Here is a 20,427-nt window from a genome sequence, read left to right on the forward strand (position 1 = left end):
CCTGATCGGGCGCTAACCGGTGTGCCCTTCATCAGCTCAAGCCGGGGGCCCTTTTACGCGAAAACGCAGGGTCCCGATTCCACGGTCATTGACAGTCATTTCCGGCTTCATCACCGCCTCGGGACTGCTGATTGCGGCCGGCCAGCTCAAATATCTGCTTGGCATCCCTGCCGGCGGCCACACCTTGCCGCAGATCGCGACCGGCCTCGTCGAGAATATCGGCTCGATCAATTTGCCGACGCTCGCCATGGGCACGTCGGTGCTGGCATTTCTCTACTTCGTGCGACTGCGCCTCAAGCGCGTCTTAGTCGCGCTCGGCCTTTCGGCGCGCATGGCCGACATCACGACCAAGGCCGGACCGGTTGCGGCCGTTGCCGCGACGATCCTCGCCGCAACGATGCTCGACCTCGGCCCGCAGGGCGTCGCGCTCGTCGGCGGCATCCCGCAAGGCTTGCCCGTCCCTGCTTTGCCTGTCTTCGATCTCGAACTCATCCGCATGCTCGCCGTCCCTGCTCTCCTGATCTCGCTGATAGGCTTCGTGGAATCGGTCTCGGTCGCGCAGACGCTGGCCGCCAAGCGTCGCCAGCGCATCGTGCCGGATCAGGAACTGATCGGGCTTGGCGTGGCCAACATCGCCTCGGCGATCTCGTCGGGCTATCCGGTCACGGGCGGCTTTGCCCGTTCGGTCGTCAATTTCGACGCCGGTGCTGAAACGCCTGCCGCCGGCATCTACACCGCCATCGGCATCGCGCTCGCCACATTGTTCCTCACGCCGCTTCTCGCCAGCCTTCCGCAGGCGACGCTTGCCGCAACGATCATCGTCGCCGTCCTATCGTTGGTGAACGTCGGCGCCATCCGGCGTGTCTGGGCATATTCCAAGGTCGACTTCTCGGCCATGGCCGTGACCATTCTCGGCACGCTGTTTGTCGGCGTGGAGATCGGCGTCGTTATGGGCGTTGTGCTATCGCTGCTGCTCCATCTCTACCGCACTTCGCGCCCGCACATGGCCGTCGTCGGCCAAGTGCCCGGCACCGAGCACTTCCGCAATGTCGAGCGCCATGTGGTGGAAACATCACCTGAAATCCTGTCCGTGCGGGTTGATGAAAGCCTTTATTTCGCTAATACCCGCTATCTGGAAGATCGTATCGCCGCGCTTGTCGCCGAGCGGCCGCAGCTCAAACATGTCGTGCTCATGTGCTCGGCCGTGAACATAATCGATGCCTCGGCGCTCGAAAGCCTTGAGGAGATCAATCATCGCCTGAACGACGCGGGCATCACTTTCCATCTGTCGGAAGTCAAGGGGCCAGTGATGGACAGGCTGAAGCGGACCCATTTCCTCGAATGCCTGACTGGCAAGGTATTCCTCAGTCAGTATGACGCGCTGCGATGCCTGGACACAACTGATCGGCCAAGCACGAGATGAACTCAATGCAACCGTGCGGGCACCCCTCACCGCGACTGTCGCAGCCAGCAAGTCAACCGATCCACGAATCCTTAGTATTGACCGTTCGAGCGGTATTTTTGTGTGTCACGAAATGCGTTTTCTGTCCCCTCGAGTGGAAATGAGCCACGGTCTGGTGAAACGTAGCCGAAGGCGAGCGTGCCGTCCGTGTCGGACAGCTCTCGTTGCCGTGCCGATCGGGCGTTGCCCTTGAGGCCTGTGAGATGCGCCCAGGCCTTGGCGGGCAGAAGGAGAGACACTCCTTGTTTGGTGCAGATGAGGTGGCCCTGGCTCTTCATTATCGTCTAGGCGAAGCCGTGATAGGTGTTGATCTCGATGCGGAACATCAGTGCGCGCGGCGGCGTGGCGGTCGCCTGTGCAGCGACCCGCGCCTCAGTCGCCCGCGCGACACTGAGGAGGAATGCTTGCCCGGGAGGCTCGGACGAGCTGCCGCACCTGGCAATGTTGGGGCGCGGCTCTTCGGCCAGCCTGCGGGCGATCTCTCAAGCCGAGGGGATCGCACTGCTACCGCCCGGCATCGAACGCGTCGAGCCGGGGACCTGTCTTTCTTTTGAAGCAAACTAGGCCTTTTCGTCGGAAGCGTCTCATGCTATTCACTGCGCGTCGATATATCGAGAAGGGCAGATTTATGGACAAGAAAACGTCACTTGCCGCGTTGGCCGCGCTGGGACAGGAAACCCGCCTGGATATTTTCCGCCTCCTTGTGCGCGCGGGGCCAGAAGGGGTTGCAGCGGGTGAGATTGCGACACGGGTCGGCGCAGTTCAGAACACGGCGTCCTCGCATCTCAAGATCCTGACGCATGCTGCGCTCATCCGACCCGAGCGGGATGGCCGGACCGTGCGCTACGTCGCCCACATGACCGGATTCCGTGACCTGCTCGCGTACCTGATGGAAGACTGCTGCAACGGCGCGCCGGAACTCTGCCGTCCAGTCATCAATGCCGTCACCTGCGATTGCTAGGAGCGTTTTCTATGTCCGACAGACCCTACAACGTCCTCTTCCTCTGCACGGGGAACTCAGCCCGTTCCATCCTCGCCGAAGCGATCCTGAGGAATCTCGGCACCGGTCGCTTCAACGCCTTCTCCGCCGGATCGCAGCCCAAAGGCGAAGTGCATCCCTTCGCGCTCGAACTCCTGCAGAACCTGAAGCTGGATACGTCTTTCGCGCGCTCGAAATCCTGGGACGAATTCGCGAGGCCCGGTTCGCCTAAAATGGATTTTGTCTTTACTGTCTGCGACAATGCGGCGAACGAATCCTGCCCGGTCTGGCCCGGACAGCCGATGACAGCGCACTGGGGCATTCCCGATCCCGCGGCCGCTGAAGGCACGGATGCCGAGAAGCACTTGGCTTTCGCGGATGCCTATCGGCAGCTCTCAAACCGCATCTTAGCCTTTCTCTCGCTGCCGCTCGCCTCCATCGACCGGATGTCGCTCCAGTCCAGGTTGCGCGAGATCGGAGAGCTCGAAGTCTCGGCGGCTGCAACAGCATGAGACCCGGCATGGACGTGATCATCTACCACAACCCGGAATGCGGGACCTCGCGCAACACGCTGGCGATGATCCGCAATGCTGGCATCGAGCCGCATGTCATCGAGTACCTGAAGACGCCGCCATCGCGCACGTTGCTGCGGCAGCTTGTCGAGCGGATGGGCGCATCCCTCCGCGACATCCTCCGCGAGAAGGACACGCCTTTCGGAGAGCTTGGCCTCCGCAATTCCGCCCTGACCGACGAGCAGCTGCTCGACGCGATCGAGAAGCATCCGGTCCTGATCAACCGACCGATGGTCGTCTCGCCGAAGGGCGTGAAGCTCTGCCGCCCGTCCGAGACGGTCCTCGACCTCCTACCTGCCCAGAAGGGCGCCTTCGCCAAGGAAGACGGCGAGCAGGTGACCGATGCGGCAGGCAACAGGCTCGCCTGACAACCACAGGAATTCCGATGTCGAACGCAACACCTCCGGCACGCCGGCTGTCCTTCCTCGATCGCTACCTCACGGTCTGGATCTTCGCGGCGATGGCGCTCGGCGTCTTCCTCGGAACCGCCTTCGAGACCCTTCCGGCCTCGCTCGACGCCATGTCGGTCGGCACGACGAACATCCCGATCGCCATCGGCCTAATCCTGATGATGTATCCGCCGCTCGCCCGGGTGCGCTACGAGGAGTTGCACCGCGTCTTCGCCGACAAGCGCGTGCTGGTCCTGTCGCTGGTCCAGAACTGGATCATCGGGCCGACGCTGATGTTCGCGCTCGCCGTGCTCTTCCTGCGCGACCACCCGGAATACATGACGGGCGTGATCCTGATCGGATTGGCGCGCTGCATCGCCATGGTACTGGTCTGGAACCAGCTGGCCAAGGGCGACAACCAGTATGTGGCCGGCCTCGTCGCCTTCAATTCGATCTTCCAGATCCTGTTCTTCTCGTCCTATGCCTGGTTCTTCCTGTCCATCCTGCCGCCGCTGTTCGGGCTGGAGGGCAGCGTTGTCGACGTCGGCTTCTGGACGATCACCGAGGCTGTCCTGATCTATCTCGGCATCCCCTTCGCCGCCGGATACCTGACGCGGCGCGTCCTGATCTCCAGTAAGGGGAGCGATTGGTACGAGGGCATCTTCCTGCCCAGGATCAGCCCGATCACGCTTGTTGCGCTGCTCTTCACCATCGTCGCCATGTTCAGCCTGAAGGGCGGCGACGTGATGCGGCTGCCATCGGACGCTCTGCTGATCGCCGTGCCGCTGGTCATCTATTTCGTCGTCCAGTTCGTCATCAGCTTCCTGATGGGCAGGCTGATCGCGGCCGACTATCCTCGCACGACGGCGATTGCCTTCACGGCTGCCGGCAACAATTTCGAGCTTGCCATCGCGGTCGCCATCGCCGCCTTCGGCCTCGCGTCCCCGGTGGCGTTCGCAGCCGTCATCGGGCCACTGGTCGAAGTCCCGGTGCTCGTCCTGCTCGTGCATGTCGCGCTCAGGATGGGCAGGCGCTGGTTTCCCGACACCGCGCCCGATACCATGCCGGCCGCCGCGACGGCCCGGTCATAGGAGAAACACCATGAGGCTACGCGAACTCGATGATCCCGACCATCTGCCGGCGCTCGATGCCCGGTTTGTCGCGGAGCGGCCCGGCCTCGGACTGGGGCCGGAGGAGCACGCCCCGCGAATCCTGCTGCTTTACGGCTCGTTGCGGCCGCGTTCCTTCTCCCGGCTTGCCACCGAGGAAGCTGGGCGCCTGCTGCGCTTCTTCGGTGCCGAGGTGCGGATCTTCGATCCGTTCGACATGCCTTTTCCCGACCAGGTGGCAGGCGACGATCATCCGGCTATCCGGGAACTGCGCGAGCATGCGATCTGGTCGGAGGGAATGGTCTGGTGCAGTCCCGAACGGCACGGTCAGATCACTGGGCTGATGAAGGCGCAGATTGACAATCTGCCATTGAACATGGGCGGCATCCGCCCGACACAGGGTCGGACCCTGGCGGTAATGCAGGTTTCCGGCGGCTCGCAGAGCTTTAATGCCGTGAACACGCTACGGCTGCTCGGCCGCTGGATGCGGATGATCACGATCCCCAACCAGTCGAGCGTCGCCAAGGCCTATCAGGAGTTCGACGAAGACGGACGCATGAAGCCGTCGGACTATTACGAACGCATCGTCGACGTGATGGAGGAACTGGTCCGATTCACCATTCTCACCCGGCCGCATGCGGCTCGGCTCGTCGACCGCTACTCGGAGAGGAAAGGTGCAGGGAAGACGATCGATGCGGCGACGGATCTTTCCACGATCGCGACCATGCCACAGAAGCGCTCCGCATGAATGAAGGGGATCATGATGTCGTCGTGATCGGAGGAGGGCAGGCGGGCCTCGCCGTTGCCTATTATCTTCGTCGCGCGGGAATCGATTTCCTCATGCTCGATGCCGAAGACCGCCCGGGCGGCGCGTGGCTTCATGCCTGGGACTCGCTTCATCTTTTCTCGCCGGCGACCTACAGTTCGCTTCCCGGCTGGCCGATGCCGCCGAGCCGCTCTGACGGCTTCCCGAGCAGAGACGAGGTGATCGATTACCTGACGCGCTACGAGCAACGCTATGCGTTTCCGATCGAGCGGTCTTGTCACGTCGAAACCGTGGAACGGGACCCCGAACGGCTCTGTCTCCAGTTGAGGAACGGGCGGACCTTCACCGCGAGGGCCGTCGTCAGCGCAACGGGAACGTGGAGCGCACCCTACATTCCCGATCATCCGGGCCGCGAATTGTTCCGCGGCGGTCAGCTCCATTCGGCAGAATATCGCAGTCCCATCCCCTTCGCTGGCAAGCGGGTGCTGGTTGTTGGCGGCGGCAACTCCGGGGCGCAGATCCTCGCCGAGGTCAGCGCGCTCGCAGAGACGGTCTGGGTCACCCTGAAGGACCCTGTCTTCCTGCCAGACGACGTCGACGGGCGCGTCCTGTTCGAACGCGCTAGCGCGCGCGTGCGCGGTGACTTCGACCAGGCTTCAACCACGACCTTGGGTGACATCGTCATGGTCCCGCCGGTGAAAGAAGCGCGCGACCGCGGCGTGCTGAAATCGGTCCGCCCCTTCCTCCGCTTCACGATCGACGGTGTCTTGTGGGCGGACGGAACGGAGACGCATGTCGACGCCGTCCTGTGGTGCACCGGATTCCGTCCGGCGACAGGGCACCTCCGGTCGCTTGGCGTGGTCGGCCCTGATGGACGCATCGAAGTGGTCGATCAACGTGCGGTCGAGGAACCGCGGCTTTGGCTGCAGGGATATGGAAACTGGACGGGTGCCGCGTCAGCAACGTTGATCGGCGCGGGCCGCACGGCCCGGGAACTGGCACCTCGCATCAAGGCTGCCCTTCAGATGCCCGCATCTTTCATCTGAGGAAATAGCGGCGCCCTGCCGGCTCCTCCGGGCCGGTGTCCTGCGTGCGCGACAACGAACTGCGGGCTCGAGATTTTTTGTGTCGCCGCATCGCTGCGACCAAGCGACCGGGAACCGTCGGTCACCAGGGATACGGTGCCTACGGCGTTCCAACCCCACGAAACAGCTTCGGGTGCATGCTCGTTCACCGCGAGCCACGGAACGCTTGACGACAGGGTCGATACAATGGAGAGCATTCGTCAATAACCGCACAGAGAGCGAGGTCCGGTGGATGTTCGAATACCTCGCATGCTATTGCACGTGTGACGTGAAGTTGTTCGGGAGCCTCCCTGTACCGGTCGACGCCGACCCACTCGGTCGGCCTGGTTCCGGTGTCCAACGTGAGGTAGTCTCCAAGCTTGGTATCCGCAGTATCCAGACCTTGGATCACCGCGGCTACGAGACTGGGCGCACCTCGGGCTCTGTGTCGTCGGGCCTCATCGCGCGCTGGGCACGTGACCAGTTACCGATTTTTGCCGGCTGACGCAGATGGACCAGTTGATCGCCCAACTCGGCCTCGCACTTGCTATCGGCCTGCTGGTCGGCCTGGAGCGGGGCTGGCGCGAGCGTGACGCGCCCGACCGCAGCCGCACCGCTGGTCTCCGGACGTTTGGGCTGGTTGGTTTGCTCGGTGGAATCTTTGCTGCGCTCTCCGAGGCGCTAGGCTCCGGGGTGCTGATCGCTGGCTTCCTCGGCTTCGCCGCGATCTTCGCGTGGTTCTCGGCGCGCGAAGCCGAGCACGACCAGAACTTCAGCGTGACGGGCGTCGTGGCTGGCCTGATCGTCTTTGCCCTCGGCGCGCTGGCCGTGGTCGGTGACACGCGTACTGCCGCTGCCGGCGGCGCGGCACTCGCCGCCGTCCTCGCCAGCCGGGAGGTGCTGCACGATTTGCTGCGGCGCCTGACCTGGATCGAACTCCGCTCGGCAATGATCCTCGCTGTCATGACGGCCATTGTCTTGCCGTTGCTGCCCGATCGGGCGATCGATCCCTGGGGCGGCTTGAACCCGTTCGAAATCTGGTTCTTCACGGTTGTCATCGCGGCAATTTCCTTTGGCGGTTACGTTGCGGTGCGAGTTCTTGGCCAGACACGTGGCCTGCTCGTCGGTACGCTCGCAGGTGCCGTCGTGTCGTCGACTGCGGTGACGGTGGCATTGGCCCGCATGGCAAAGGCAGAGGGCAATGCGTTGCCGCTCGCCGGGGCCGCGGGGCTCGCAGCGCTGGTCTCGATCCTGCGAGTCTTGGTTATCGTCGCGATAATCGCACCGCAGGTTCTAGGGTGGATCGTGGTGCCCGCGCTCGCCGCCGCGATGGTCCTCGCGGCAAGCGGAGCTGTGTTGCTGGTTCGCAACGGCGTTCATCCGACAAGGGAGAAAGGAGGCGAGCGCAATCCGTTTGAGCTCGCCTCGTTGCTTCTTTTCGCCGCTTCATTTGCGGTCGTCTCAACCGCGAGTGCGGCGCTCGCCAGCCGCTTCGGCGAGGGCGGACTTCTGATGACCTCTGCGGTGTCGGGCGCATTCGATGTCGATGTCGCCGTGTTGAGCGCACTGCGTCTTGTCGAGCAGACGGCAGCCATCAACACCGTGGGCGGAGCGGTGCTGGTGGCGCTCGCCGCAAATGCAATCGGCAGGCTGTTCCTGTCGATCCTTGCCGGCCCCGTCCGCTTCTCTCTGCCGCTTGCCATCATCACGCTGGCCGCGGCCGCGGCGGCCGGTGTCGCTTGCTGGCTCGGGATGGCCGTCTGACAGGATGGGGCGGGCTCCGGCTCAGTTGAGCAGACCATCAACCTCGGCCGTTGACGCGCGCCTTGGGGTGATTCAGATCAACATCTTCGGCAATCTTTTGAAGTACACGATGATCGGCGCGCGTCGCACTTGTCGTGCTTAGGAAAGAGGTTGAGTGATGCTCGAATACAAGGTCGAACCCCGCCGGGTGAATGCCCACGGGTCTATCGCAACGGCAAAGACCGCGCAGATCCACCTTGAAACGGATCCCGCTGGTCAAACTGATGCCTTCAACCCCGAAGAACTGATGCTGGTATCGGTCGCATGAGCAGGCTGCACACAGAGAAGCATCTCGTCTCGCGGATCGGATGGTTGCGGGCGGCCGTGCTCGGCGCAAATGACGGCATAGTTTCCACGGCTAGCCTCATCGTCGGCGTTGCCGCCGCGGCACAGGGGACTTCGGAGATCCTTGTCGCGGGAATCGCCGGGCTGGTCGCCGGATCAATGTCGATGGCGGCAGGCGAGTATGTGTCTGTGAGTTCGCAGTCGGACACAGAGCAAGCCGACCTCGCTCGCGAACGGATGGAACTGGAAACACAGCCTGAATTTGAGAAGAATGAACTCGCGCAGATTTACGTCGGACGCGGTTTGTCGGATGAGCTTGCCCAGCAGGTTGCCGCACAGCTGATGGCCAGGGATGCACTTGGCGCCCACGCAAGGGATGAGCTCGGACTCTCCGAGGCGACAACGGCCCGTCCTATCCAGGCGGCATTGACGTCGGCGGCGACCTTCGCCGTCGGCGCGGCGATGCCGCTGGCCATGGTGCTTCTGGCGCCGGCCGCTTCGTTGGTCTGGGCGGTGTCGGCCGCCTCGCTGCTGTTTCTAGCGTTCTTGGGAGCCATCGGCGCAAAGGCGGGCGGAGCCAACGTCATGCGGGCCACATGGCGGGTCACTTTCTGGGGGGCCTTGGCGATGGGGCTCACCGCAGGAATCGGCGCGCTGGTCGGTCAGGCCGTGTGAGCGATGCTGGCGGCGGGCATCGGACCAACAACTGACCTTTGATCGCGAGCGCTAGTCAGTTGAACGATTAGCTTGAACCGATTCCGGCCTAATAGGACATCATCACAGGAACGGGACAGTTTTCGAGTATCGAGCGGGTCATCCCGCCCCATATCGTTTGACGCAGACGCGAATGCACGAATGCTCCCATGACCAGAAGTTCCATCTGCTCGCTGGCAAGAAACGAGCGTATCGGCTCGCCCTCGTCGTCGCCCTGCGGATTCGCGACCACCGCGATTTTGGCCTCAATGCCGTAGAGCCTGAGATAGTTGCCTAGCTCATCGGCCGATTGCAGTCCCTCCGATCCCTTGGTGTCCAGGACGGTCGCGATGCTGACCTGATCGGCCATCATCAACAAGTCGAGGCTGTCACGAACCGCGCGCGCGGCTCTTGCACTCCCGTCCCAGGCGATGGCCACCTTGGCTGCTATTGGCCGACTCTCTTTCGGGGTTACAAGCACGGGTCGGCCAGTGTCGAAGATCGCGTGCTCGATCGCCGGACGGTCCCACGAGCGTGATGGCTCGGCCGCCGGAAGGATTGTCAGATCATGAACACGTGCCAATGCGATGAAGCGCTGGTAGCGCCCTTCGAAGGGCGAGCGGGCATGTTCAAGCGCCACAGCCACGTCCTTTTCAGCTGCAAGCTGGCGAACCGACCGCATCGCCTTTTCAGATGCCTGTTCGATCCGGTCCTTCTCTTGTGCAATCCAGATCGAGGAGGAGCCAAGCGTCAGCGGGAATGGCTGCAGCAAGTCTGGAGCGAACACGTAGACCGTGAGCGTCGATCGATAAGCCAAGGCCATGTCCATTGCACGGGTCAACGCCGGAGCTGACGCGGAGCTATCCGCATCTACGCCAACAAGGAGGCTTCGCAGACGGCATGATTCCATGGCCATGTCCTTCCAGTTCTATCGTTTTGCAGCGCTATCGCTCCTGCATTGAGGCCTGGGCGGCCGAGCTTCAGTCGCCGAGGCTGCTGATATAGGCAAGGATAGCCTGGATCTGTTCCGGTGTTGCAACGAATTCGGGCATGTCGGGATGCCCCGTGGAGATGCCTTCGGCAAATGCTTCCTCGAGCGCATCAATGGGGTAGCGCTGCGAAAGCGTCCTGAATGGTGGGGCGTCGGAATGACTGCTCTCGCTGGTTCGATCCACGGCATGGCAGCGCGCGCAGTTGAGTTCCACCAGCGCCTTTCCCTCGGCAATGTTGTCTGCCCCGGCCGACGTCGCGACAAGGCCGACAAGAATTGCCATTCCGACTATTTTGACCAACCTTTCGGACACTGACCTAGCTCCCTGATCGTGATTTCAGTCTCGTAGCACGAAAGAGTTCTACCTGTTCATTGACAATCACCTTGATAAGCTTCCTGTGTTGATTTCGATCAACGCTCGGAGAAATCGCAGCGGTATCTCAGACGTCGCACGTCCTTGAGCTGTTGTACAAGTAATCGACACGCAGCGTACAGGAGGCCGACGGACGTACCCAGCAAGATGAACGTGGGACAAAGCTTACCTTAGGGTCGGGAAGCGATGGCCTAATTACTGGTCGGTATGCGAGCGTGGAGTGACTTCAGGATGGCAGACGTAAGTGACACCCAACTCGGTCTATTTGATCGCTACTGGCGAGCCGCCAACTACGTATCTGTCGGCCAAATCTACCTGATGGACAATCCCCTACTTCGAGAGCCTCTTGCGGCCGAACACGTTAAGCCACGCCTTCTCGGCCACTGGGGAACGACACCTGGCTTGAATTTCGTCTATGTGCACCTGAACCGCGTCATCAAGGAGCGGGATACGGACGTCCTCTACATCTGCGGGCCCGGCCACGGCGGACCGGCGATGGTGGCGAACACCTATCTCGAGGGCTCCTACAGCGAGATTTATCCGGAGATCACGCAGGACGAGGCCGGATTGCGAAAACTGTTCCGCCAGTTCTCGTTTCCTGGCGGTATACCCAGCCACGTCGCCCCAGAGACGCCGGGTTCGATCCACGAAGGCGGCGAACTCGGCTACGCGCTTGTCCATGCCTTCGGCGCCGCTTTCGACAACCCCGACCTCATCGTGGCCTGTGTCGTCGGCGACGGGGAGGCGGAGACGGGACCGCTGGCGGCAGCCTGGCACTCCAACAAGTTCCTCAACCCAAAGGTGGACGGCGCGGTTCTGCCGATCCTCCACCTCAACGGTTACAAGATCGCGAACCCGACCTTGCTGGCGCGGATGGCGGACGCGGAACTCCGGGACCTCTTCCGGGGCTACGGCTACGAACCGCTGTTCGTCGAGGGTCAGGACCCTGTTCCGATGCACCGGGCCATGGCTGATACCCTGGACAGGGCGATGGACAGTATCCGCGAGATACAGCTGCAGGCCCGCGCTGAAGACTGGTCCGGCGAGCGGCCGCGCTGGCCCATGATTGTCCTGCGCAGCCCGAAAGGCTGGACCGGACCGAAGGAAGTCGACGGGAAGAAGGTCGAGGACTTCTGGCGATCGCACCAGGTCCCGGTATCCAACGCGCGGGGTGATGCCGCCCACCGCCAGATCCTCGAAGACTGGCTGCGCAGTTATCGACCGCAGGAGTTGTTCGATGGCGACGGTCGCCTCCTGCCGGAACTCGCTTCGCTTGCTCCCGACGGTGACAAGCGCATGGGAGCGCTGCCGCATGCCAATGGCGGAGTGTTGAAGAAGGACCTAGTCCTGCCGGACTGGAAGAGCCTCGCCGTCGATGTCCATCGACCAGGCGAAACCATCGCCGAGACGACCCGCTTCATGGGCGCCTATCTGGGCGAGGTGATAAGCCTCAATGCCGAGGCCCGGAATTTCCGTCTCATGGGTCCGGACGAAACCGCCTCGAACAGGCTCGATGCCGTCTTCGAGGTCACGGATCGGGTCTGGATGGAGACGATCGAACCCTATGATGTGCACCTGGCGCGCGAGGGCCGGGTCATGGAGATTCTATCGGAACATCTCTGCCAGGGCTGGCTGGAGGGCTATCTGCTGACCGGGCGGCACGGCCTGTTCTCCTGCTACGAAGCTTTCATTCACATCGTCGATTCCATGGTCAATCAGCACGCCAAGTGGCTGAAGGTCACGGCGGAACTGCCCTGGCGCAAGCCCATCGCATCACTGAACTATCTCCTGACGTCCCACGTCTGGCGGCAGGACCACAACGGCTTCAGCCACCAGGATCCGGGGTTCGCCGACTTCGTCGCCAACAAGAAAGCGCACATCGTGCGGCTCTATTTCCCGCCCGACGCCAACACACTGCTCTGGGTCACCGATCATTGCCTGAGGACGTGGAACCGCATCAACGTGATCACGGCCGGCAAGCAGCCGCAGCCGCAATGGCTGACTGCGGACGAGGCGGAACGCCATTGCAAGGCGGGCGCCGGGATCTGGGAGTGGGCCTGCACCTGTCCGGCGGACCAGGAGCCTGACGTGGTGATGGCCTGCTGTGGCGACGTGCCGACACTGGAGACACTTGCGGCAGTCGATCTGCTCCGTCGCGAACTGCCCGGTCTTCGCATCAGAGTGGTCAATGTCGTCGACCTGATGACCCTGCAATCCCACAAGACCCACCCGCACGGACTCACGGACGAGGAATTCAACGCGCTCTTTACTAAGGCTAAGCCCGTGATCTTCGCCTACCACGGGTACCCATATCTCATTCATCGTCTGACCTATAAGCGGACCAATCACGACAACTTCCACGTTCACGGCTTTCAGGAGGAAGGCACCACGACCACGCCCTTCGACATGGCGGTCATGAACGAGATCGACCGCTTCCATCTGGCAATGGCCGCGGTGAGGCGTCTGAAGGACCTTGGCGCCGACGGCAACCGGGTGATCGATACCTGCGAGCATTCGCTTGAGGAGCATTCTCGCTATATCCGCGAGCACGGCGAGGACATGCCACAGATCCGGGACTGGAACTGGCCTCCCGCGACTGAAGCAAAGGCGGGAAACTGACATGCAACCAACGCTGAGCTTCCACGGTGCCGCGCATGGCGTGACCGGCTCCTGTTACGAGCTTGAGGTCGGCGACCGACGGCTTCTCATCGACTGCGGAATGTTTCAGGGCTCCAAGTCGGAGAAGGCGCTAAACTATGGCGAGTTCCCGTTCGACCCCGCCACGGTGGACGCAGTCATTCTCACGCACGCCCATATCGACCACAGCGGCTTGCTTCCAAAACTCTCGAAGAAGGGCTTCACAGGGCCGATCCACGCAACGCCTGCCACGATTGACCTTTGTTCCGTCATGCTTCCGGATTCGGCTAACATCCAGGAGATGGAGGTCGAGAACCTCAATCGACGCAACGCCCAGCGGGGGCGTCCGACGGTCTCCCCGATCTACACACTGGAGGACGTGACTGCATGTCTGCTGCAGTTTCGTTCGGTCGAATACGCTGCCTGGACGACAATCATGAATGGGGTGCGCGCCCGCTTCTGGAACGCCGGCCATATGCTGGGATCGAGTTCGGTCGAGATTGAAGTGGCCTCCAAGCAAGGTGAGCCCCCGCTTCGCATTCTCTTTTCGGGCGACATCGGCCCCGGCCACAAGCTCCTGCAGGCTGATCCGGAAGGTCCGCGCGACATCGACTATCTCATCTGCGAGGCCACCTACGGGGACCGCGATCGACCCGACGTTACCCGTGATGAGCGCAGGCGCCTCCTCGGCCAGGAAGTCACGCACGCCGCCAAGGTGAACGGCCCCCTGATCATCCCGTCCTTCGCGGTCGAGCGGACTCAGGAACTGCTCGTCGATCTGTTCCTGCTCGCGCAGAACGGCGACGTTCCCGCGAATCTCTCCATTTTCGTGGATTCACCGCTCGCAACCCGAGCAAGCGCTGTTTTCGGGAAACACGCCGAAGAGATACACGACGGGGATATCCTGAAACGAGCTCTGGCCTCGAAGAATGTGCGCTTCACGGAAACCGTCGATCAGAGCAAGGCGATCAACAAGCTCAACGGACACTACGTGGTCATCGCCGCCAGCGGCATGTGCGATGCGGGGCGAATTCGTCATCACCTCAAGGCGAATCTCTGGAAGAGAAACGCCTCGATCCTGATGGCAGGCTTCCAGGCGCAGGGAACGCTCGGGCGGCTGCTTTTGGATGGCGCTTCGCGCGTGCGCATCCAGGGGGAGGAGATCAAGGTGCGGGCCCGCATCAGCCAGTTTGACCTCTATTCGGGCCACGCGGATGCCAGCGAACTGGTGTCCTGGGTTAAGGACCGCGTTCCGGTAAGGCATGCAATCTTCCTGACCCATGGCGAGGAAGATGGCCTGAATGGGCTGAAGGGCCGGTTAGGGGCCGTCCTGCCGGAAATCTCTGTAATCCTCCCGTTGATCGACGACGCATTCCAGATCGGACAGAAGGGCGCGCGACAGGTTGACTTGAACAAGCCACTTCGTCTGAAGCCCGAGAGCGTCGCCCGGCTGGACTGGCACAATGACCTGTCGAAATTCCTGATCGAGGTCAGCGAAACCGTGACTGCTGCCGCCGACGAAAAAAGCCGCGCGGTCATCATCCGTCGCCTACGACGAGCCTTGGAGGCAGACCAGGAGTGAGCCTCCGGTCTCAAATACCAACGGTGCTGTCGGCAGTGCTGGCGCGCGCAACCACACCGAGCCTTGTTGTACTACTTGTGCGTTGTCGGACCGCAGATGTCGGCAAGAAACGCGGTCATCGGTTCAGATGTGAACCAGTTCGCCGGTCCCGGCGACCTCTATACCCGCCGCGTTGGCCTCGTCGGTGTCGATGTGCACTTCGGTGAACGCGTCGGCTCCCACCCGCACCAGGGTGCGGCCGAAGGTGAGGCCGCGATCCTCGTCGCCCACGCGGATGCCGACATAGTCGCCGTCCTCCACTCCGAGCCTGGCCGCATCGGCTGGGTTCACATGGATGTGCCGGGCGGCGATGATCAGGCCCTCCGTGGTAAAACTTCCCGCCGGCCCTGTGATCGTCACCTGCGGTGTTCCCTCGAGTTTGCCGCTGTCGCGCACGGGCACGTCGATGCCGAGGGCAAAGCTGTCGGTGCGGGATATCTCGATCTGCGTGCGCTCCCGCAGCGGCCCGAGGATCGCGACGCTCGCAAGTTTTCCCTTGGGCCCGACGAGCGTGACCCGCTCCTTCGCACACCAGTGTCCCGGCTGTCGCAACGGTGTCGCCTGGTCCAGCACGTAGTCCTTGCCGAAGAGGGCATCCACTGCCGCGCGGGACAGGTGAACGTGCCGGCCGGAGACGGCGATCGGAAGCCGCAATAGCCGGGTCGGCCTGGCTGCGGTCAGCGTTGCCGCCGTCTCGCGGGCGATCATGAGTTGCTCGGCTGTCTCCGTGACGAAGACGCGGACACGGGACCCGTATGCCTGGATTTGCGGTGCTGCCGGCCCCGAGAGTTTCACGGCCATGTTGCGGTCATGGTCGAGCTGCAGGCCCATGAAATCCAGCCCGTCGCAGATGCGCCGGCGCATCGAGGGGGAGTTCTCGCCGATGCCTCCGGTGAAGACGACCGCGTCGAGCCCGCCCATGGCTGCCGCGTATGCACCGACATACTTGCGGGCGCGGTAGGCGTAGATCTCGATCGCCAGCTGGGCAAGAAGATCCCCCTTTGCGGCGCTGTCCTCGATGTCGCGCATGTCGGACGAGCCCGCCAGCCCCTTCAGCCCGCTTTCGTCGTAGAGGGCGTCCTCGATCTCCTGGACGGACAGCCCGAGTTCCCGCGCGAGGAAGCCGAAGGCGCCAGGATCGACATCTCCCGAGCGGGTTCCCATGACCAGCCCTTCCAGCGGCGTCATGCCCATCGAACTGTCCATGCTCTGTCCGCGGTTGACGGCGCAGACGCTGGCGCCGTTCCCGAGATGGATGCTCACCAACTGGAGGTCCGAAAGCGGTCGGCCGACTTCCTCGGCCGCCCTGTGAGCCACATATTTGTGCGAGGTGCCGTGGAACCCGTAGCGGCGAAGGCCGGCAGCGCGCCATCTCTCCGGCACGGCGTAAGTGGTCGCGAAGGCCGGATTGGTGAGATGGAAGGCCGTGTCGAAAACGGCGATCTGCGGAACGTCAGGCCATAAGCCGCGGCAGAGCCGGACCGCTTCCAGGTTCGCCGGATTGTGAAGCGGCGCCAGCGGCGTGAGCACGGCGATGGCCTCGATCGTTTCGTCATCCAGCAGTGTCGGCGCGGAGAAGCTGGCCCCGCCGTGCACGATCCGGTGGCCGATCGCATCGATCGAGTCCAGGTCAAACCGCTTCAGCGCATCCGGTACGCCCTTCAACGCGTCGCTGGGACTGGCGAACGCGGCCGCGCCGCGCTCGTGCGTTTCGCCGTGCCGGAAGCGGTATTCGCAACCTCCGTTCCGGAAGCGCTCGTAGGAACCCTTGAACACCTCGCGGGTGTTGTCACCTGCACTGAAGACGCCGAATTTCAGGCTTGAGCTTCCAGCGTTTAGAATAAGCAATCGCATCTCGTTCCCTGCTGCTTTCCGTGGCGTTGCGCTGTAAGATGTAGGCAGGCGTATGGGTGTCTCGCTGTCATTTCAAGCTTCTGGTTGCGCCTCGACAACGACGATCGCAGCGCAGGTGCTTATCAGGGGCTGGTGGACTGCCAGAAAGCAACATTGCCGAGTCTGTCGCTGAGACACCACGGAGACGCAACATGTACAAGCACATCCTGATCTCGACCGATGGATCCGAAGTCGCCCAAAAGGGCGTGGACCATGGTCTTTCGCTTGCCAAGATCCTTGGCGCGCGCGTTACCGTGATCACTGTCACGGAGCCGTTCCCCTATTACGCGGCCGCCTCGTCAGCAGGATGGGCGCCGCTGCCCGTTGATATCTCCGGCTATGAAGAGGGACGGAAGGACGCCGCGGAGAAGCTGCTGGCCAACGTAAAGGTAGCTGCCGCCAAGCTCGGTGTCGAAGCTTCGGTCGTGCACGTGCCTGACTCACCGCCTGCCGAGGCGATTGTGGAAACAGCCCGGACGCAGGGCTGCAGTCTGATCGTCATGTCCTCGCACGGCCGGCGTGGAATCGGCCGGATGTTGCTGGGAAGCCAGACTGCGGAAGTGCTTGCCCACAGCCCGGTGCCCGTCCTCGTCGTCCGCTGAAGCCAACTGAAAATTGCAGAAAGACCGACAACATGAAGATCCGCTCTTTCCTGCCTCTCCTCACCTACCCCGACGCCCACAGCGAGGCTTCCATCCGCAATGCTGCCGCGCTAGCGGGTCTGGTCAGCGCGGAACTGCACGTGGTCGCGCTAGAGGCGGATGTCCCTCCGGTCACCAGCGCGCTTTCGCGCGTATTGATGAATCTGCCGGAGCTCATCCGCAACGCGGAGACGCTGAGCGCACAGGCAGGAGCAAAGCTCATGGACCTCGCCCGCGGGAAAGCCGAGGCAAGCGGACTGCCGGTGACCGCCAGAACGCTCAAGGCCGCGCCTGCGCTTCTTGGCGAAGCCGCCGCATCCGAAGCGCGCTACTTCGACCTCGCACTGGTTGGCTGGAGCTCCGGAATCCCGGGAATTCAGATGCTGGCCGAGGCGATGGTTTTCGGCTCGGGACGTCCGACGATTCTCGTGCCCGAAGGTGCAGAGGCCAACGGGATCAACCGCATCGCGATCGCCTGGGACGGCAGCCGGGTGGCTGCGCGGGCTCTTGCGGATGCGACCCGTCTGCTGGAACGCGCCAGGGAGGTGCATGTCGTCACGGTGACGGATGAGAAACCGTTGCAGGATGAAGATGCGGGCGCTCGTCTTGCGGAAGGCCTCCGGCAGGCAGGCGTGAAGGCCAGCTTCTTGCCTATCCGGGCCGAGGACTGCCCCATAGCGGAAACCTTGCAGAGGCACGCCCTGGAACTCGATGCTCAGCTCCTCATCATGGGCGGGTACGGCCATTCGAGGTTGCGGGACTTCGTGCTCGGCGGCGCCACGGCAGGGGTGCTGCGCGATCTTCGGATGCCCGTCTTGCTTTCGCACTGAACGCGGCGTCTGGCGGTGGCGAGTTCGGTTGGAGAGGCTGCGGCAACGGAGTCGCGGCCGCCCGGAAGCCTAACCTGTTTGCCGCGGAATCTTCCGCCGATAAGGCTGTCGACGAAGAGCGGGCGCGGAAAGGGCATGTCCTGAATTGCTTGCCGACGCGGACTTCTCCTTGCGATTCTGCCGCATCGGCGCCGCCAGCAGCCGCAGGCCGTTCAGGACGACAAGCACGGTGCCGCCTTCATGGCCGATCACCGCAAGCGGCAGGGGGAGGTCGAAGAAAAGGCCGCCGGTGACCAGGACTGCCATGGCAATCAGCGCGAAAGCCAGATTCTGCCGGATGATTGTTGCGGTGCGGCGTGCCAGGTCATGGGCTGCCGCAAGCTGGCCCATTTCCTCCGAAAGCAGCGCAACATCTGCTGCCTGCAGCGCGACATCCGAGCCCGCGGCGCCCATGGCGATTCCGACATCCGCTCGTGCAAGCGCAGCCGCATCGTTGACCCCATCTCCAACGAACGCGACCTTGCCCGAAGCCGCCAATTCTCCGACCATGCGGACCTTGTCCTCGGGCAGCATGTCAGCATGTATCTCCTCCGGACGGAGACCTAGCTCCAAGCCGATCCTGACGGCAACCGGCCGACGGTCTCCCGTCATCATCACGATCCGCGTCACGCCGCTCTGTCGGAGCGCAGCAAGCGCTGCCGCGGAGGTCGGACGCACCCCGTCCGCAACAGTGACGGCACCAAGCACCGTCGAATCCTTTCCGAGGTAGATGACGGTTTGGCTGTCTGCTGCGAGGACCTCGAGCTCCGGATGGACGATCGAGGCTCCCATCTCCGACACCAGACGCTGATTGCCGGCCCAGAGCAGCCCTTCTGCGTGTTCACCAACGATGCCGGCGCTCGGCCTGGTGTTCACGTTCAACACGTCCGCCGCGACGACGGACCGGCGCGCCGCCTCCTGCCTGATGGCGGCCGCGCTGTGATGTTCGGATTGCGCCTCGATTCCTGCCAGCAGGGAAAGGAACGCCTCTTCGTCGCCGTCGAGCGCCACCACGCGGGTCACCACCGCCTTGCCGGTGGTCAGGGTTCCGGTCTTGTCGAAGGCGAATGTGTCGACCGCCGCCAGCGTTTCAAGCGCGGCGCCACCCTTGAAGAGCACGCCTCCACGGGCCGCCGCCGACAGGGCCGATAGGATCGCTGCGGGAACCGATATGACGATGGCGCAGGGGCTGGCGGCGACCAGCAGTGTCGCGGATCGATAGAGGGCATCCTCCCAGTCGCGTCCGAGCCAGTAGAAGGCGGCGAAGGCGAGCGCCGCCCCCGCCATGACCGCGACCGTATAGCGCTGGCCGAACCATGCGCTGAACTGTTCCGAAGGGGCTTTGGCTGCCTGCGCTTCCGTCACCAGCGCGATCATGCGGGCGACGGTGCTGTCTTCGATGGTCTTCGTGACCGCGACCTCGAGAACGCCGTCCAGATTGACGGTCGCCTCGAACACCTGCGCGCCCGGATCCTTTGCCACGGGCATGGATTCGCCGGTGATGCTTGCCTCGTCCAGAGAGCCGCGACCGCTGCTGATGATCCCGTCGGCGGGAACGCGGGCGCCCGGTCGCAGCACCACGACGTCGCCGACTTCGAGCTCGATGGCGGGAACCTCGGCGACGGTGCCATCCGCTTTTTTTCTCAGTGCCGTTTCCGGCCGCAACGCCATCAGGGATTCGACGGCGCGGCGGGCACGGCCGAGGGCCTGTTGTTCCAGGGTTGTGGAAACGCTGAACAGAGTCAACAGAACCGCACCCTCGAAAGGCGCGCCAACGGCCGCTGCGGCAACCGCCGCCACAACCATCAGAAGATCGATGTCAAGGATTTGCTCCTTCCACAAGGCCTCGAGGGCACGCCACGCGGCCGGTAGGCCACCGGCGAGATAGACGAGGCAAAGTCCGGCGAGCGAGGATCTATCAGCAACAACCCCTGTGAGTGGCCAAAGGGCGGCTACGGCCAGGAGCATGCCCAGAACGGTCAACACCGTTAGGATCACCGGAGTGTCGAACGCGAACCGTCTTTGCATCAAATCTCACTTTCAACCAACAGGCGCCAACTGTGATCCGCGCATCCAGCTCTACAGATTAAGACGATGACTTTCTTCTATCTCTAGGGCAACTGCTTACGGCCCGATATCAAACCAATCAGTCCCGCCCACAGCCGACATCTGCCGCGGCGAGGAAGTGAGGTGGTCCCGGTTTCCGAGACAGGGGCATAAGGTGGATCGACCGATGAAAAGGACGATCCAGCATGAAGACACGCAGACGGTTCTCGGCCG

General features: G+C 62.9%; 18 protein-coding genes and 1 pseudogene. 15 read left to right on the top strand and 4 right to left on the bottom strand.

Annotated features, from left to right (window positions below):
- Positions 1–94: 94 nt before the first annotated feature.
- The 11 genes and pseudogenes from ABID44_RS18285 to ABID44_RS18335 all read left to right on the top strand — a co-directional run.
- Positions 95–1,423, top strand: a pseudogene (locus ABID44_RS18285) (SulP family inorganic anion transporter); the annotation flags it as partial.
- Positions 1,424–1,777: 354 nt separating this feature from the next.
- Complete coding sequence (locus tag ABID44_RS18290; RefSeq protein ID WP_354153121.1) at positions 1,778–2,026, top strand: hypothetical protein; 249 nt, start codon at positions 1,778–1,780, stop codon at positions 2,024–2,026.
- Positions 2,027–2,090: 64 nt separating this feature from the next.
- Entirely contained in the window at positions 2,091–2,423 is a 333-nt protein-coding gene (locus tag ABID44_RS18295; protein ID WP_137113933.1) for an ArsR/SmtB family transcription factor, read from the top strand.
- Positions 2,424–2,434: 11 nt separating this feature from the next.
- Positions 2,435–2,953, top strand: a complete 519-nt coding sequence (locus tag ABID44_RS18300) for an arsenate reductase ArsC (RefSeq protein ID WP_137113934.1) — start codon at positions 2,435–2,437, stop codon at positions 2,951–2,953.
- An 8-nt stretch (positions 2,954–2,961) separates the two neighbouring features.
- Positions 2,962–3,381 carry an arsenate reductase (glutaredoxin) gene (gene arsC / locus ABID44_RS18305; protein WP_137113935.1) on the top strand — a complete coding sequence of 140 codons (420 nt, stop codon included), beginning with the start codon at positions 2,962–2,964 and terminating at the stop codon, positions 3,379–3,381.
- A 17-nt stretch (positions 3,382–3,398) separates the two neighbouring features.
- Positions 3,399–4,493 (top strand): ACR3 family arsenite efflux transporter, encoded by a 1,095-nt coding sequence (gene arsB / locus ABID44_RS18310; protein ID WP_354153122.1) that lies wholly within the window; start codon positions 3,399–3,401, stop codon positions 4,491–4,493.
- Between the two features lie 10 nt (positions 4,494–4,503).
- The gene (gene arsH, locus ABID44_RS18315) at positions 4,504–5,259 is read left to right on the top strand and encodes an arsenical resistance protein ArsH (protein WP_354153123.1); all 756 of its coding nucleotides are present in this window, start codon (positions 4,504–4,506) and stop codon (positions 5,257–5,259) included.
- Positions 5,256–6,323: an ArsO family NAD(P)H-dependent flavin-containing monooxygenase gene (locus ABID44_RS18320; RefSeq protein WP_137113938.1), complete on the top strand. Its 1,068-nt coding sequence runs from the start codon at positions 5,256–5,258 to the stop codon at positions 6,321–6,323. Before arsH ends, ABID44_RS18320 begins: the two co-directional genes overlap by 4 nt.
- A gap of 528 nt (positions 6,324–6,851) precedes the next feature.
- Positions 6,852–8,105, top strand: coding sequence for an MgtC/SapB family protein (locus ABID44_RS18325; protein WP_137113939.1), 1,254 nt, complete (start codon positions 6,852–6,854; stop codon positions 8,103–8,105).
- A gap of 157 nt (positions 8,106–8,262) precedes the next feature.
- The gene (locus ABID44_RS18330) at positions 8,263–8,412 is read left to right on the top strand and encodes an osmotically inducible protein OsmC (protein WP_137113940.1); all 150 of its coding nucleotides are present in this window, start codon (positions 8,263–8,265) and stop codon (positions 8,410–8,412) included.
- Positions 8,409–9,104 carry a VIT1/CCC1 transporter family protein gene (locus ABID44_RS18335; RefSeq protein ID WP_137113941.1) on the top strand — a complete coding sequence of 232 codons (696 nt, stop codon included), beginning with the start codon at positions 8,409–8,411 and terminating at the stop codon, positions 9,102–9,104. Before ABID44_RS18330 ends, ABID44_RS18335 begins: the two co-directional genes overlap by 4 nt.
- A gap of 88 nt (positions 9,105–9,192) precedes the next feature.
- Here the strand turns inward: ABID44_RS18335 and ABID44_RS18340 are convergent, their stop codons facing one another.
- Both ABID44_RS18340 and ABID44_RS18345 read right to left on the bottom strand, forming a co-directional pair.
- On the bottom strand, positions 9,193–9,951 hold the full coding sequence (locus ABID44_RS18340) for a universal stress protein (RefSeq protein ID WP_354153124.1): 759 nt from the start codon (positions 9,949–9,951) through the stop codon (positions 9,193–9,195).
- 151 nt (positions 9,952–10,102) lie between these two features.
- Positions 10,103–10,396: a c-type cytochrome gene (locus ABID44_RS18345; RefSeq protein ID WP_009452964.1), complete on the bottom strand. Its 294-nt coding sequence runs from the start codon at positions 10,394–10,396 to the stop codon at positions 10,103–10,105.
- A 321-nt stretch (positions 10,397–10,717) separates the two neighbouring features.
- On the opposite strand from ABID44_RS18345, the gene ABID44_RS18350 reads away from it, so the two are divergent.
- Together ABID44_RS18350 and ABID44_RS18355 are read left to right on the top strand one after the other, a co-directional pair.
- Complete coding sequence (locus ABID44_RS18350; protein WP_354153125.1) at positions 10,718–13,105, top strand: phosphoketolase family protein; 2,388 nt, start codon at positions 10,718–10,720, stop codon at positions 13,103–13,105.
- A gap of 1 nt (position 13,106) precedes the next feature.
- Positions 13,107–14,705: an MBL fold metallo-hydrolase gene (locus ABID44_RS18355; protein WP_354153126.1), complete on the top strand. Its 1,599-nt coding sequence runs from the start codon at positions 13,107–13,109 to the stop codon at positions 14,703–14,705.
- A 123-nt stretch (positions 14,706–14,828) separates the two neighbouring features.
- Here the strand turns inward: ABID44_RS18355 and ABID44_RS18360 are convergent, their stop codons facing one another.
- A complete protein-coding gene (locus tag ABID44_RS18360) occupies positions 14,829–16,598 on the bottom strand; it encodes an acetate/propionate family kinase (RefSeq protein WP_137113945.1) in 1,770 nt (589 codons plus the stop codon).
- A 191-nt stretch (positions 16,599–16,789) separates the two neighbouring features.
- On the opposite strand from ABID44_RS18360, the gene ABID44_RS18365 reads away from it, so the two are divergent.
- Positions 16,790–17,239 (top strand): universal stress protein, encoded by a 450-nt coding sequence (locus ABID44_RS18365; RefSeq protein WP_137113946.1) that lies wholly within the window; start codon positions 16,790–16,792, stop codon positions 17,237–17,239.
- 32 nt (positions 17,240–17,271) lie between these two features.
- Complete coding sequence (locus ABID44_RS18370; RefSeq protein ID WP_354153127.1) at positions 17,272–18,108, top strand: universal stress protein; 837 nt, start codon at positions 17,272–17,274, stop codon at positions 18,106–18,108.
- A gap of 69 nt (positions 18,109–18,177) precedes the next feature.
- On the opposite strand, the gene ABID44_RS18375 is transcribed toward ABID44_RS18370, so the two are convergent.
- The gene (locus tag ABID44_RS18375) at positions 18,178–20,175 is read right to left on the bottom strand and encodes a heavy metal translocating P-type ATPase (RefSeq protein WP_354153128.1); all 1,998 of its coding nucleotides are present in this window, start codon (positions 20,173–20,175) and stop codon (positions 18,178–18,180) included.
- Between the last annotated feature and the right edge of the window lie 252 nt (positions 20,176–20,427).

It is taken from the genome of Aquamicrobium ahrensii (genome assembly GCF_040545755.1).
In the GTDB taxonomy this organism is placed as follows: domain Bacteria; phylum Pseudomonadota; class Alphaproteobacteria; order Rhizobiales; family Rhizobiaceae; genus Mesorhizobium; species Mesorhizobium ahrensii.